Here is a 13249-nt window from a genome sequence, read left to right as displayed (position 1 = left end):
GGGACGCAGATGCTTCCCCAACGATCACGCCTCTCCGTGCTGATCTTCCTGATACCACCACTCGCCCTCTACGGCATTGCCGTACTGCTGCCGATCTTCCAGTCTCTGTTTCTCAGCTTCTTCGACTGGGACGGCATCAGCCCGATGACGTTCGTCGGAGCCGAGAACTACATCACGATGCTCACGGGTGACACCGTGTTCTGGAAGGCGTTCGGCAACACGCTCGGGTATGTGGCGATCTGTCTGGTGCTTCAGCTCGGAGGGGCGCTGATCGTGGCGAGCCTGCTCACCCTGCTCCGCCGCGGGCGCGAAGTCGTCAAGACCCTCTACCTGTTGCCCGCGGTCATCTCGACCGTGGCCATCGCGTTCCTCTTTCAGAGGGTCTACTCACTCGACCCCGTGGGCCTCATCAACCAGGTGCTCGCATTCATCGGTCTCGGCAACGTGCAACACGCCTGGCTCTCTGACGTGAGCACCGTTCTCGCCGCGGTGTCGATACCCGAAGGGTGGCGCTTCACCGGGCTCTACATGCTGATCATCTACGCCGCATTGCTGGCCGTGCCGGCCGAGCTCGAAGAGGCCGCAAAGATCGACGGGGCATCGTGGTGGCAGACGTTCTGGCGTATTCGGTTCCCCTACATTCGCCCGGTGTGGATCACCACCACCGTCTTGGCTACAACGAACGCGCTGCGCGGCTTCGACATCCCCTACCTTCTGACCAACGGTGGCCCGGGCCAATCGTCAGAACTCTTGACGACCTACATGTACAAAACAGCATTCACCAGCACCAACTACGGCTACGCCAGCGCGATCTCGGTGTTCGTGGTCATCGAATGCCTGGTCGCTGTTGGAATCATCTTTCTGATCCTTCGACGTAAGGCCGACGCATGAGCACCCTTTCACTGCACCGAGCCACCTCGGCCAGCGCAACAGAACGACCTCAGCCCACGTCACGGCGCCCGAAGCGAAACCTGCAGTCACGCATCACCGGCATCATCGTCGCCGCGATCGTCATCGTGCAGGTCTACCCCTTGGCGTGGCTCTTCATCACGAGTGTGCGAACCGAACAAGACTTCGCGGGCGGCAACCCCTTTGCCTTTCCCACCCAGATCACGTTCGACAACTACGCCAGGGCATTCGCGAACGGCAACCTGGGTCTGAACATCCTCAATTCCCTGATTGTCACCGTCGGAGCCATCGTTGTCATCGTGTTTCTCGGCATGATGGGCGCGTACGCGCTGCAGGTGCTCGGGTTCCGGTTCAGCAAATTCGTTCGCGGGCTCTTTCTCATCGGCATCATTGTGCCCGTGCAGGTGGCACTCGTGCCGCTGTTCGTCGACTACGCGCAGGCGGGCCTGCTCAACACGTACCAGTCGATCATCATCCCGCTCGCCGGCTTCGCGCTGCCCACGTCGGTGTACCTGTTCTCGTCGTTCTACGAGTACATTCCAAGCGAGATCTACGAAGCTGCCTCGCTCGATGGGGCCGGCCCGTACCGCATTTTCGGCCAGATCACCCTGCCGCTGTCGGTGAACACGATGGTGACGGTGGCGATGGTGAACAGTATCTTCATCTGGAACGACTTCATCTTCGCCAACACCTTCGTTCTCACCGATGGTCTCAAGACCATTCCGTTGGGGCTGCAGAACTACATTGGAGCAATGGGGAAAGTCGACTGGACGGCAACGTTCGCCGCCGTCTGTGTCAGCATCACACCACTGCTGTTGGTCTTCCTCATTCTCAACCGGGCCATGACGTACAGTCTGGCCAGCGGGGCGACCAAAGGATGACCGTGACAATGACGTACGTGGAGAAGCGACGATGAGCTCGGAACACGCCAGGCAACCGGTGACGATGAGAGAGGTGGCCGACGCCGCCGGTGTCTCGGTTGCCACTGTGTCACACGTCGTGAACAACAAAGAGGGCGCCCGCATCGGGGAAGACGCGCGCCAGCGGGTCAGGGATGCCATTCACGAACTCGGCTATCGACCGAACGCACTGGCGAAGACGCTCTCGAGCGGCACCTCGAACTTCATCGGCCTCGTCGCCGACGCGATCGCAACCACTCCCTTCGCCGGGCAGATCATTCACGGCGCCCAAGACGAAGCGTGGAAACACGGCTACGTCTTACTGGTGGCCAACACCGAGGGCGACCCTGCCGCAGAAGACGCCGCAATCACGATGATGCTCGAACACCAGGTGCGGGGCATCCTCTATTCCACCTGGTTTCACCGGGCTGTCACGGTACCCGAGGCACTGCGCGAAACCGACTACGTGCTCGTCGACTGTTACGAGGCCGGATCAACTGCCCCCGCCGTCGTTCCCGACGAGGTTCAGGGTGGTCGAACGGCCACCGAGTTGCTGATTCAGGCGGGGCACCGCACGATCGCGTTCATCAACACCACTTCACCCTCGCCGGCCCAGGAGGGGCGACTCGTCGGCTACCGCTCAGCACTCGAGGCTGCCGCGATCGCCTACGACCCCGATCTGGTGCTGAACGCCCCCTCAGACCAAGAAGGGGGATACGCCGCACTCGACCATGTGCTCACGCTCGACGCGACCGCCGTTTTCTGCCACAACGACCGAATGGCGATGGGGCTCTATGACAGAGCTCACGAACGAGGCCTCACCATTCCCGGCGACCTCGCGGTTGTCGGGTTCGACAACCAGGAGGTCATTGCGGCGCACCTCCGCCCGCCACTGACCACCGTTGCGCTGCCTCACTACGAGCTCGGGGCGGCGGGCATCCGGAGGCTCCTGGGGGATCCGAACCCGTCGGGCAAGCCCATTCTGATTCCCTGCCCGCCGGTCATCCGCGCATCCATCGCATGACGGACGATGCCGACAAACCGGTTTTTCACTTCACTCCGCAGAGAAACTGGATGAACGACCCCAACGGATTGGTGTACCTCGACGGCGTCTATCACCTCTTCTTTCAGTACAACCCCGACGGCAACGACTGGGGCAACATGAGCTGGGGGCATGCGACGAGCACCGACCTGCTGTCGTGGGCAGAGCAGTCTCTGGCGCTGCCGTACACGCAGGATGAGCAGATCTTCTCGGGCTCGATCGTTGTCGACCACGACAACACCACCGGGTTCGGCCAAGACGGTGTCGTACCTCTTGTGGCGATCTACACGCGTGTCACCTCGAACGCCGTGCAGGCCCAGGCTCTCGCGTTCAGCCTCGACCGCGGCATGACGTGGCAGAAGTACCACGCCAACCCGGTGCTCGACCGCAACTCGAGCGCATTCCGCGACCCGAAAGTGTTTCGCGCGGCCGACAGACACGGCCGCGAACGCTGGGTGATGGTGGCGGTCGAAGCCGAGCAGCGAATGCTCCTCGTCTACAGCTCGCACGACCTCATCATGTGGGCCTACGAGAGCACATTCGGGCCGTTCGGTGACGAGGGGGTCGTCTGGGAATGCCCCGACCTCTTTGCGCTGAACCTGAATGGAGACCCGTCGCACCCGAGGTGGGTTCTGGTTCTCAGCACCAACAAAGTACCCGATCACGATTCTGCTGCCTTCTCCTTCACGGGGCACTTCGACGGGCACGTCTTCGTGGCCGACGACGCCGAGACCTGGCGCCCGCTCGACTACGGCCGTGACTTCTACGCGGCCGTCTCGTTCGCAAACACACCCGACGCGTGTCGCATCATTCTCGGTTGGGCCAACAACTGGCAGTACGCCGCCGACGCTCCCACATACCCGTGGCGAGGCGCCATGACGCTGCCTCGGCAGCTCGAACTCACCGAAACCGGCATCACCCAGAACCTCCCCGCCGTGACAGAGGAAGCCCTGCCCGCGGAGCCAAGCCAGACCTACCAGGCCGACCACCTCGAGGGCCCCGTCATCTTCGATGCGGGTCGCCACTACCGATTCCGTCTCACCTGCACTCTCGACGATGCCGCAGAAGTCTCCGTCGGCCTGCTCTCGGGGGCTGGGATGCCGGCGGCTGTTCTCCACTACGCCGCCGGCACCCACACGCTGTCGTTCGAGCGAACACGGTCGGGCCGCAACGAGTTTCACCCGCGGTTCGCAGAGGTCAGCTCGGTACGGCTCCCGTCGTCGTCGTCGCCTTCGCCTTCGTCGTCGCCACAGTCGCTGTCACAGTCGCTGTCTCATCGTCTCGAGCTCGACATCTTCGTCGATGGGTGCATCATCGAGGTGTTCGCCAACCGTGGGGCGGACACCCTGACGATGCAGGCCTTTTCTGCTCCGGATGCACGCGAGATCGTCTTGTCGGCTGACGGCCGCGCGCCCATCCGTGCCCGGGTCGAGCTCTACGATCTGACTCAGATCACGGTGGCGAACTCGCGAATGCTGATGTTGGAGAACGTTGCGGGGCCGCCATCGGAGTAGAGCGAGATGCCGGTGTCGCCGTCGGTGAACTGCACTTGTTGCGACAGCACGGTGTGGCCGGCGTTCACGAACACTTCGACGCTCTGCAGATCGACCAGAATGCGCAGGTGTACCGTGCGCGCACCCGAATCGATGGGAGCGGCCGCCCTGGTGTACGGCTGAAGAGAGTACCCGCTGAGGTCTGACGGGCCTCGGTCGACGTACAGGTCTGACCCGTATTTGCCGATGTTGGTGTGCCGAGTGCCGTTCGCGGAGCGGCCGACGGAGACGCCGACATTTGTTGCTGCGCTCCAGCTGATGTCGATGTCGAGTTCATACGCCCGCCCGCTCCAGGGCAGCACGAGGCTGCCGTTGACGACCTGAGTGGGAATTGTGGTCGTGCTGGTGGCGTATGAGGCGAGCGCGCTGATCGGCTGGCTGAGAAGCTGATACCGCCCGTCTGACTGGCGGGCGAACGTCAGTTCGCGAGTGATCGAATTCTGCCCGTTGTAGCCGTCGGATGAGTCGGTGGGAACCGTTCGGTTGGCGTACTTCCAGTTGTTCATCCAGGCCATGGCATACCGTTTGGTGGTGGGCTGATCGACTGAAGGCCACGTGATTGCGGCGTACCAGTCCCAGCCCCAATCAAGCCACTGGGGGGTGACGTTGTCGGCAGTGAACGCGGTTCCGTTCCAGGTTCCGGTCCAGTACGCGTAGGTGCAGGGCAGACCTTCGTTATAGGCGTCCATACCGGCTCCGAGAACCCAGTGCTGTGTTCCGTCGTCGGCGGTCATCTGAAAGAGGTCGGGGCATTCGATACCGCCGAGGTTGTGGTCGGGGTAGTCGAAGTTGTTCCGCAGGGTCCAGTCGATGAGGTTCGTCGAGGTGTAGAACGCCGCGTAGCGTTCCCGACCGATGACGCAGACCCACTGGTTGTGCACCGAGTCCCACGCGACCTTGGGGTCGCGGAACCATTCGGCGTTCTCGACCTGCGCCGGAGTCGTGGCCGACCTGCCGTCGGTGTTCACGATCACAGGGTTCGGCCTGGCGGTGAAGGTGAATCCGTCGTCAGTCGAATAGAACAGGTACTGTTCCTGGTACTTGCGCACGCCGCCGGTGGGGCGTGTGGCGAGGGCGATAACGGCGCCCGCGCCGTACCCGGCCGTGTTGTTCGTGTCGATGAGGGTGCACCCCGTCCACGCGGGAAAATTCGTCTGCAACGGGATGACCGGGCCCTGGTAGGTGAACTTGACACCGTCTGTCGTGGTGGTGTGATCCCACCCGCCGTCTCCGTTGTCTATGGCCGAGTGGAGGTAGTACAACTGGTACGCACCTCGGGTGTACACGGGGCGCTGGGGATCGCAGAGCCAACCTGACGGCGGCGTCATGTGAAAGTGCGCCCGCAACGAGGTGACGGCGAGGGCAGGCAGTGGCGCGGCTTCGACCAGTACCAGAGCCGCGGCCCCGGCGGCACCGGCCTGAATGAGCTGTCGGCGAGTGAGGTGGGGTGTCATGATGATCTCTTTTCTGCACTGAATGAAGCGATCGTAACCAATACGTATTGGTAAGGGTGAATTTACCCACGTCGACACCAATATGCAATACGTATTTGTTTCTGCCATGATGAAAACGGCGAGGAGGCCCCGTGGCAAGCCGCGACGACGCACAACCAGCGAGACGTGTGACCATGAAAGACGTGGCCCGGCACGCGGGCGTGTCGCAGCCCACCGTCTCTTTCGTTCTCAACGACCGGCGAGACGTCTCTGTCGCCGAAAGCACCCGAACCCGGGTTCTGCAGTCGGCGCGAGCGTTGAACTTTCAGCCCAACAAGGCGGCCCAGGCGCTGCGTTCGAATCGCTCGTACACGGTTGGTGTGATAGCCGACCGTATTGTGTCTCAGCCCTACGCCGGTCGAATCATCACGGGCATCCAGCGCGCCGTGCAGAATGCGGGGTACGTCTGCTTCGTTGTGGAAACGGAACAGACCCCTGACGGCGGCAAGGCTGCAGTCGAGAATCTCATTCGCCAAGGAGTCGCCGGCCTCATCTATGCCGCGCCCGGCCCTGAAGTCATCCACCCCATCGCCGTGCCCTCTGACACTCGCGTTGTCTTCGTTAACTGCTTTCCTGCCGACGCGTCGAATGCCATCGTGGTGCTGGCCGATGAGTACCAGGGTGGTAAAGATGCCGCCGCTGCCGCCTTTGCGGCGGGGCATCGAGACCTCGCGTTTCTGGGTGGCCCCGCAGACGACTTCGCGTGTCGGGAGCGCGTGCGCGGCCTGGCCGATGCCGCACGGCAGGCCGACATCGACCCCGCGACCATTCGTCTCGAGTTCGGAAATTATCAGGTGGGCTCAGGTTATGACCTGGCCATGACCGTGCTGGCTGAAACTCGTCCGACCGTACTGTTGTGCGGCAACGACCGGATGGCCGTGGGGGCGTTGATGGCAGCGCACGCCCTGGGGTTGCGATGCCCCGCTGACATCAGCATCGTCGGTTTTGACGACCAGCCCGACCTTGCAGACCAGATGCGCCCGCCGCTGGCGACGGTGGCGCTGCCGCACGAGCAGATGGGCTTCGACGCGGGCATGCTGCTTCTGGCTGGCGACGCGCCGCTGCGGCATATCGTGCCGTGCGAATTCAGGGCACGCAGCTCGCTGGCCGTCATGGGATGATGCGTGCCGTACGCAGCGCGGTGAAGATGTCGGCGAACATGGCTTCGGTCTCGACGTACTCGTGGAACCCGGCTCGGCGTGCCTTCGACGTATCTGCGATGACGTCGTAGTCCCAGCCGAAGACGAAGTCTCCGAAGGCCCAGGAGGACACATCCGAATACGGCGTGCGCAGCAGGTCGTACTTCTGAACCATCGTGTTCCAGAGCGGCCCCTTGTCGGCCATCACGTCGGCCAGGCTCATCGGCAGCGGGGGCGCCACTTCGAGTTCGAAGAACTTCGCGATGGTGGCCCACATCGACTCCCACCGAAAGACGTCGCCGTTGGTGATGTTGTACGCCTGATTCGCACCCGCCGGGTTCGTTGCGGCCCAGACCGTGGCTTTGGCGAGCAGGTCGGCATCTGTCATCTCGATCAGGCTCGTGTACGCACCCGGTTTGCCGGGGAATCGGAAGGGGATGCCGAGCTCCCGACACACGGAAGCGTAGACGGCGATCACCATGGTCAGGTTCATCGGGTTGCCGAGACCCACTCCCGCGACGACGGACGGGCGTAACGCTGACCATGTCCAGGAGGCTTCTGCCTGCCGGTGCTCGAGGAACTGCTGCTGGTCGACGTTGAATTCTGGTGGCATGTGGGGTGGGTCATCCTCTCGGGCCGGAGTCTTGAACGGCCCGAGGTGAGCGCCGTAGACCTTGTATCCCTGCATGAGGCTGATGTGAACGAGATCGTTCGCGATGGGTTCGATGGCGTCGACCACGTTGGTGAGCATGGCGAGATTCGGGGGCACCAGCTCAGACCACGTCGCTCGATCTTGGTACGCGGCGTAGAAGATGTGAGTGACGGACTCGAGCCCGGCGAGTGCCGCGGTTGTTGCGTCTCGATCGAGCAGGTCGACGGCGATGTGTGTAACCGCGGTGCCCGCTGTGCCCGCTATGCCCGCTATGTCGTCTGTGTCGCCTGTGGCCGCTGTGCCCCCAACGCCCCCGCGGCGCGAAAGGCCGATGATCTCCCATCCGCCCGTGTTCTGGAGGTGTGTGATCAGGTTGCCTCCGATGACTCCTCTGGCTCCGACGACCAGTGCAGTTTGCTTATTCATGACGTCCCATCGTTAGATCGCGATTTACCGATGCGTCACCATATCGTTAAATCGCAATATTGCGATATGATCTTCGTGTGGTGGAATCAGAAAATCCCGATCTGGTGGTTGCGCTCAAAGCGCTCGGTCATCCGATGCGGCTGGCGATTCTGGGCTGGCTCAAAGAGCCCGATTCTTTCCCTCCGCAAGATCGCCCGGCGCACGAGGTCGGCGTGTGTCTGAAGCATATTCAGGCTCGCGCTGAGGTGTCGCAGTCGACGGCGTCACAGTTTATGGCGACTCTGCAGCGCGCGGGTCTCGTCACGTGCACGCGGGTGGGGCAGTTCTCGCACTACCAACGCAACGAGGAGGCCATTGCGGCCGTCGCGCGATCGGTCGCCATCTGCTGACGTGAGGACTTCGTCGGGAGCGGTTGGACTTTCAGCGCGTACGGCTCAAGTTGGACAGCCTCACCGCGTACTACTGGGACAAGCCGGGTGCAAAGCGGGGCCACGCACGGCATCGCTCACGAATTGTTGTTTACCTAGCTGGCGGTTACTGGTCGAAGAAGTGCAGCTCGTGCTTCGACGAGACGGTGAAAGCCCGCCACATGAGTTCACGTTCGGCGGGCAGGGCGACCTGGGCCGCGGCATCCACGTATTCGATGGCCTGCTGGGTCGAGAGATCGAAGGCAGGGTCGGCGTAGGTGCTGAGCCAGCTGGCATAGGCGTGCGCAGGGTGTGAATACGTGACGAGCCGGGTGCCCAGGTCTTGGTAGAGCCAGAAACAGGGCAACAGGGCGGCGATGAGCACGGGATAGGTGGCCCGGGCCTCTGCGGCCGCGAGGTGGTTGAGGTAGGCCAGCGTCACATCGGATGCCTCGACAGAGCGCTCGTCGACGGCCAGCCAGGAGCGGTGCAGTTCGAGCTCGCTGACCAGCGCGCCGGCAGCGCACGTGGCCCAGAATGACTGCTCGGCGGTGGTGGGTGCGAGCTGGCTGGCCCGAGCCAGCGCGCGGGAGTACTCACGCAGGTAGAGCGCATCCTGGGCGAGGTAGTTGCGGAAGACGGCGGCCTCGAGGGTGCCCTCGGCAAGACCGCGAACGAACGGTAGCCCATCGATGGCAGTGCGGAGTGGTTCGATGCGAATCCACCAGTCGTCGAGCATCCGGTTCGCTGGAGAAGGTACCGCAGGCGTCATTTGCAGAAGCCTACCGCGGTGCTGTGGAGCGCTCGGCGATCGTGGTGCGCAGACCACGGAACGCAGACTGCGCTCTGCAGAGTGCCAAACGCAGATCACTCCGCCGAGGGGCGCCGCCGGTGTTGCTTCGTCTCCGAGCGCTGGCCCTTCGCGGCGAGCCGGCGGAGTTTCGATCCGCGAGTGGCTTTGGTGGGGCGGCGGGGGGCGGCATCCGGAGCCAGTGCCGAGACGATGATGTCAGAGAGTCTGGCCAGCGCGGTCTCGCGATTGCGCAACTGCGAGCGGCGCTCTGAGGCGATCACCGTGACCGAGCCGGCGACCAGACGCCGGGAAAGCCGCGCCAGGAGAAGTGCCCGCTGGGTTTCGGTGAGGGCTGTCGAGCCGGCGACATTCCAGATCAGTTCGACTCTGCTGTCGGAGGTGTTCACGTGCTGGCCGCCGGGGCCCGATGAGCGCGAGAACCGCCAGCTGAACTCAGACGACGGGATCGTCAGAGCGGGTGACACGACGAGGTCCATGGTTCAAGGGTGGCATGGGTGGATGTGTTGTGGGCACGGGTGCGCGAACGAGCGCGACTCCACAGGCCAGCGTTGACATATTGTTAGGCACCATACATAGTTGTAAGGTGCCTAACGATGCGAACGACTTCGAGCTCGATGTTCCCGGCCAGTGGGCGAAGAAATACTTTCTGGCCAGTCGTGCCCTGATGGAATCGGTGCTGCGCCCCTACGATCTCGGAACCACCCAGTGGTACGTGCTGTACCGGCTGAGCGACGAGCAATCGGTCGGCCAGAGCGACCTCACACGCGAACTCGAGGTCGAACGAGCGACCCTCAGCGCGGTCATCGCGGCGCTCGTCCGCAAGGGGCTCATCGAGCAGATCGCCGCCCCGCACGACCAGCGGCAGAAGCTGCTGCTCATCACCCCTCTGGGCAGAACGCTCTGGGCGTCACTGCCCGACCCGATGGCCCTGATCGCCGAGGTCGCCTTCGGTGGGGTCGACCCTGCCGACATCGCGACCATGAACCGCGTTCTCAGCGGCGCCACCAAACGACTCACCGACTACAAGAAAGAGAACAGATCATGACAATTCTCATCACCGGAGGAACGGGCCTCGTCGGCCCCCGCCTGCTCAAACGGTTCGCCGAGGCGGGCATTGAGTGCCGCGCGCTCGTTCGCCCCGGAAAGGAGCTGCCCGTCGGCGTCGAACGCGCCGAGGGCGACGTTCTGAGCCCCGAAGCTCTCGAGGCTGCCGTCGAGGGGGTCTCGACCGTCATTCATCTCGCCGCCGTCTTCCGCACGCGCGACGAAGAGCAGATCTGGTCGGTCAACCGCGAGGGAACCCGCAACCTGATCGCTGCCGTTGAGCAGCACGCTCCGGATGCGCGGTTTCTTCTGGCCAGCACCTCCAACGTCTACGACGCCGGCAGCCCTCACCCCGGCCGCGAGGATGACGTTGTTAAACCAATCCTCGCCTACCCCGCCAGCAAGGTCGAAGCAGAGAAACTGCTGCGTGCCAGCTCTCTCACGTGGGGCATTCTGCGGCTTCCGTTCATCTACGGCGACAAAGACGGGCACCTCGAGGCCCTGCCCGAACTCGCCACGGGCATGGCGTGGCATCCGGCACAGAGGCTCAGCGTCATTCATCATGCCGACATCGCCACGGCATTCACTCTGGCGCTGACGGGTGCCTTTGACGGGCGCACGGTGAACATCGCTGACAACGCAGCCCTCAGTATCTACGAGATGTCGCAGATCGTCGGCTACCCCTACGGCTCGTCGGCCGAGCCGCTTGCCCAACCGTGGAAGGGGCAGATGGATGTGAGCCTCGCCCGCAGCCTCGGATTCGCGCCCACAATCGGCACCATCTACGAGGCCGCGCGCAAGGCGCTGCTCTGAGGTAGCGCCGCACTGCAGACCGGTGTCGGCGGCCTGCCGTAGGTTGGCCGCCATGACCACTGCCCCAGGCGCGAAGTGTTCACTCGCGACGCCCGAAGGTGCACGGTGTTCGAATTTCGCCGACCCCGCGACCGGGCTGAACCTGTGCGAACAGCACCTTCTGGCCGCGTACGACCACGTTGCGGCAGGCGTCGGCGTGACCGATCTGCTCCCTACCGCGTGCGCCGCGTGCGGGTCTCGGCTGGGCGTGCGGTACCCGTCGGGCTGGTTGTGCGCCATCTGCGAGTGGCGGCTCGGCGACATTCGCGACAGCGGTACGAGCCCCGTTCGCGTCGACGTCGTCTACTACGTGCGCTACCGCGACACGGTGAAGATCGGCACCTCGGCCAACCCGCGCGCGCGGCTCGCGCAACTGCATTACGACGAACTGGTCGCGTTCGAGCGCGGAAATCGGCACCGGGAACACCTGAGGCACCTGCAGTTCGCCACCCACCGCATCCCGCACAGCGAATGGTTCACGAATCACCCCGAGCTGGATGCCCATATCTCTCTGTTGCAGGCCGGAGTCGATGACCCGTGGGATCAGTACGCGCTCTGGCTCAGCCAAGCCATCGCCCTGCAGGGCTGACCTCGCGGAGCAACGACTGCTCTACCCGTTTCCTTTTCCCTTTCCCTTCCCGTTTCCGTTTCCGTTTCCGTTGTTGCCGTTTCCGTTTCCGTTGGTCGATGTCGCAGGGGTGGGCGTCACTGCTGGGACTGCTGGTGTCGATGCTGTCGATGTTGTCGAGGGGGTTGGCGAAGCGGTGGTCGCGGTCTGTGGCGTTTGGTCGGGCAGAATCGAGGGCTGCGCGGGTGCTGGCGAAGTGGCGTCTGCGGGAACATCGATTGTCGTGTCTGTTTGGCTGGGAATGGGGCGTGGCCCGGCCGGATCGGTCGTGGGAGCGTTCAACCATGATCCACCGGCCCACACAATGCCTGCGACCAGCAGTGCGGCAGCAACAAGGGCGATCACCGTGCGGCGCTTGCCGCTGGTTCGGTGCGAGCTGAGCGGTATCGCGGGGGCCACTGAGCCCGCAAGAGGCAAGGTAGCCTCTGTGGTTTCAGGCACCGCAGGCATTCTGAGCGTGGGGGAGACCATCGCGACGGTGGCATCCGAGCGTGACGGAGCAGCGGTCGCGCCCTCCCATCCGGCAAGGTCGGCGCTGATGTCTCGTGCGCGAATGGCGACGTCGAGGGCGCTGGGCCGTGCGGCTGGGTCTCGGGCTGTCATCTGGGTGATCAGAGATACCCAGCTGGCCGGCAGGCTGCCGTCGACGCGAGGGTCGCGGGTGGCTCGGGCGCCCATGGATTCAACGATGGTGCCGGGGTACTCCCGATGCCCGGTGAGGCCCTCGAGGATCACGAGCCCGAGGGCGTAGACGTCGGCCTCAGGGCCGGGATCTGCGCCTGACGCTTGTTCCGGGCTGAGGTACGCGGCCGTTCCGATGACGGTACCGACAGTGGTCATCCTGTCGGCGCCGATGAGATGCGCGATACCGAAGTCTGCGAGTTTTGCTCGGTGGGTCGGTGACGGGAGGCCGGTCGGTGCCAGCAGGATGTTCGCCGGCTTCAAGTCGCGATGCACAATACCGAGGGCGTGCATGGCCGCCAGACCCTCGGCGATGTCTGACGCGATCTGCGCAGCCACCATCCCGCGGAGCGGGCCATGGTCAAGCGTCGAGCGGAGGTCGGGCCCATTGACGAGCTCCATGACCAGGAAGCTCGGGGTGGTTTCGTCACCAGACGCGAGATGGGCGTCATGCATGGTGACCAGATTCGGGTGATTCAGGCGTGCCAGTACGTCGACTTCGCTTCGACGCCTGCTATCGTCTCGTGCCTCGCCGGGGTTGAAGAGTTTGACTGCAACACTGCGACCCAACTGCTGATCTGAGGCTTGGTACACGGTCGACATGCCGCCCGAGCCGATCCGCGAGGTCACCGTGTAGCGGCCGGCGAGCACCCTGCCGACCCACACGTTTTCGTCAGACTCCATGACGCCCTTTCTGCTGCTGAAACTTG

14 protein-coding genes are annotated in these 13249 nt (G+C 63.6%); 9 read left to right on the top strand and 5 right to left on the bottom strand.

Annotation, left to right across the window (positions count from 1 at the left end; genetic code table 11):
* Positions 1-9 precede the first annotated feature (9 nt).
* The 4 genes from D4765_RS03050 to D4765_RS03035 are packed head-to-tail and all read left to right on the top strand — an operon-like array spanning position 10 to position 4364.
* Positions 10-891, top strand: coding sequence for a carbohydrate ABC transporter permease (locus D4765_RS03050; RefSeq protein ID WP_136640753.1), 882 nt, complete (start codon positions 10-12; stop codon positions 889-891).
* Complete coding sequence (locus D4765_RS03045; RefSeq protein ID WP_136640752.1) at positions 888-1790, top strand: carbohydrate ABC transporter permease; 903 nt, start codon at positions 888-890, stop codon at positions 1788-1790. The genes D4765_RS03050 and D4765_RS03045 overlap by 4 nt, the downstream gene beginning before the upstream one ends.
* Before the next feature lie 31 nt (positions 1791-1821).
* Positions 1822-2832 carry a LacI family DNA-binding transcriptional regulator gene (locus D4765_RS03040; protein WP_136640751.1) on the top strand — a complete coding sequence of 337 codons (1011 nt, stop codon included), beginning with the start codon at positions 1822-1824 and terminating at the stop codon, positions 2830-2832.
* On the top strand, positions 2829-4364 hold the full coding sequence (locus D4765_RS03035) for a glycoside hydrolase family 32 protein (RefSeq protein WP_136640750.1): 1536 nt from the start codon (positions 2829-2831) through the stop codon (positions 4362-4364). The genes D4765_RS03040 and D4765_RS03035 overlap by 4 nt, the downstream gene beginning before the upstream one ends.
* On the opposite strand, the gene D4765_RS03030 is transcribed toward D4765_RS03035, so the two are convergent.
* Complete coding sequence (locus tag D4765_RS03030; protein ID WP_136640749.1) at positions 4298-5857, bottom strand: glycoside hydrolase family 32 protein; 1560 nt, start codon at positions 5855-5857, stop codon at positions 4298-4300. The two genes, D4765_RS03035 and D4765_RS03030, sit on opposite strands and share 67 nt — an antisense overlap.
* Before the next feature lie 131 nt (positions 5858-5988).
* On the opposite strand from D4765_RS03030, the gene D4765_RS03025 reads away from it, so the two are divergent.
* Positions 5989-7017 carry a LacI family DNA-binding transcriptional regulator gene (locus tag D4765_RS03025; protein ID WP_136640748.1) on the top strand — a complete coding sequence of 343 codons (1029 nt, stop codon included), beginning with the start codon at positions 5989-5991 and terminating at the stop codon, positions 7015-7017.
* Here the strand turns inward: D4765_RS03025 and D4765_RS03020 are convergent.
* Positions 7007-8113 carry an SDR family oxidoreductase gene (locus D4765_RS03020; protein WP_136640747.1) on the bottom strand — a complete coding sequence of 369 codons (1107 nt, stop codon included), beginning with the start codon at positions 8111-8113 and terminating at the stop codon, positions 7007-7009. The two genes, D4765_RS03025 and D4765_RS03020, sit on opposite strands and share 11 nt — an antisense overlap.
* Before the next feature lie 77 nt (positions 8114-8190).
* Here D4765_RS03020 and D4765_RS03015 point away from each other — a divergent pair, with 77 nt between their 5' ends.
* A complete protein-coding gene (locus D4765_RS03015; RefSeq protein WP_136640746.1) occupies positions 8191-8502 on the top strand; it encodes an ArsR/SmtB family transcription factor in 312 nt (103 codons plus the stop codon).
* A gap of 145 nt (positions 8503-8647) precedes the next feature.
* Here the strand turns inward: D4765_RS03015 and D4765_RS03010 are convergent, their stop codons facing one another.
* Together D4765_RS03010 and arfB are read right to left on the bottom strand one after the other, a co-directional pair.
* Positions 8648-9292, bottom strand: coding sequence for a TenA family protein (locus D4765_RS03010; RefSeq protein WP_136640745.1), 645 nt, complete (start codon positions 9290-9292; stop codon positions 8648-8650).
* A 95-nt stretch (positions 9293-9387) separates the two neighbouring features.
* Positions 9388-9810, bottom strand: coding sequence for an alternative ribosome rescue aminoacyl-tRNA hydrolase ArfB (gene arfB / locus D4765_RS03005; RefSeq protein ID WP_136640744.1), 423 nt, complete (start codon positions 9808-9810; stop codon positions 9388-9390).
* Between the two features lie 107 nt (positions 9811-9917).
* Here arfB and D4765_RS03000 point away from each other — a divergent pair, with 107 nt between their 5' ends.
* Genes D4765_RS03000 through D4765_RS02990 form a run of 3 tightly spaced genes read left to right on the top strand, consistent with a single transcriptional unit; the run spans position 9918 to position 11819 of the window.
* The gene (locus tag D4765_RS03000; RefSeq protein ID WP_237280224.1) at positions 9918-10379 is read left to right on the top strand and encodes a MarR family winged helix-turn-helix transcriptional regulator; all 462 of its coding nucleotides are present in this window, start codon (positions 9918-9920) and stop codon (positions 10377-10379) included.
* Positions 10376-11191, top strand: coding sequence for an NAD-dependent epimerase/dehydratase family protein (locus tag D4765_RS02995; RefSeq protein ID WP_136640742.1), 816 nt, complete (start codon positions 10376-10378; stop codon positions 11189-11191). Before D4765_RS03000 ends, D4765_RS02995 begins: the two co-directional genes overlap by 4 nt.
* A 52-nt stretch (positions 11192-11243) precedes the next feature.
* A complete protein-coding gene (locus tag D4765_RS02990; protein WP_136640741.1) occupies positions 11244-11819 on the top strand; it encodes a GIY-YIG nuclease family protein in 576 nt (191 codons plus the stop codon).
* A 21-nt stretch (positions 11820-11840) separates the two neighbouring features.
* On the opposite strand, the gene D4765_RS02985 is transcribed toward D4765_RS02990, so the two are convergent.
* Positions 11841-13223, bottom strand: a complete 1383-nt coding sequence (locus D4765_RS02985; protein WP_136640740.1) for a serine/threonine-protein kinase — start codon at positions 13221-13223, stop codon at positions 11841-11843.
* Positions 13224-13249: the final 26 nt, after the last annotated feature.

Source organism: Subtercola vilae (assembly GCF_004923255.1).
Taxonomy (GTDB): Bacteria; Actinomycetota; Actinomycetes; order Actinomycetales; family Microbacteriaceae; genus Subtercola; species Subtercola vilae.
The sequence above is the reverse complement of the archived record's forward strand: the minus strand, read 5'-3'. Positions and strand labels throughout refer to the sequence as shown.

What these genes read in the sequence shown, in the direction of transcription:
- D4765_RS03050 (WP_136640753.1), top strand. Translation starts at nt 10, where the DNA reads ATGCTTCCCCAACGATCACGCCTCTCCGTGCTGATCTTCCTGATACCA.
- D4765_RS03010 (WP_136640745.1), bottom strand. Translation starts at nt 9,292, where the DNA reads ATGACGCCTGCGGTACCTTCTCCAGCGAACCGGATGCTCGACGACTGG.
- arfB (WP_136640744.1), bottom strand. Translation starts at nt 9,810, where the DNA reads ATGGACCTCGTCGTGTCACCCGCTCTGACGATCCCGTCGTCTGAGTTC.
- D4765_RS03020 (WP_136640747.1), bottom strand. Translation starts at nt 8,113, where the DNA reads ATGAATAAGCAAACTGCACTGGTCGTCGGAGCCAGAGGAGTCATCGGA.
- D4765_RS02995 (WP_136640742.1), top strand. Translation starts at nt 10,376, where the DNA reads ATGACAATTCTCATCACCGGAGGAACGGGCCTCGTCGGCCCCCGCCTG.
- D4765_RS03030 (WP_136640749.1), bottom strand. Translation starts at nt 5,857, where the DNA reads ATGACACCCCACCTCACTCGCCGACAGCTCATTCAGGCCGGTGCCGCC.
- D4765_RS03035 (WP_136640750.1), top strand. Translation starts at nt 2,829, where the DNA reads ATGACGGACGATGCCGACAAACCGGTTTTTCACTTCACTCCGCAGAGA.
- D4765_RS03040 (WP_136640751.1), top strand. Translation starts at nt 1,822, where the DNA reads ATGAGCTCGGAACACGCCAGGCAACCGGTGACGATGAGAGAGGTGGCC.
- D4765_RS03045 (WP_136640752.1), top strand. Translation starts at nt 888, where the DNA reads ATGAGCACCCTTTCACTGCACCGAGCCACCTCGGCCAGCGCAACAGAA.
- D4765_RS02990 (WP_136640741.1), top strand. Translation starts at nt 11,244, where the DNA reads ATGACCACTGCCCCAGGCGCGAAGTGTTCACTCGCGACGCCCGAAGGT.
- D4765_RS02985 (WP_136640740.1), bottom strand. Translation starts at nt 13,223, where the DNA reads ATGGAGTCTGACGAAAACGTGTGGGTCGGCAGGGTGCTCGCCGGCCGC.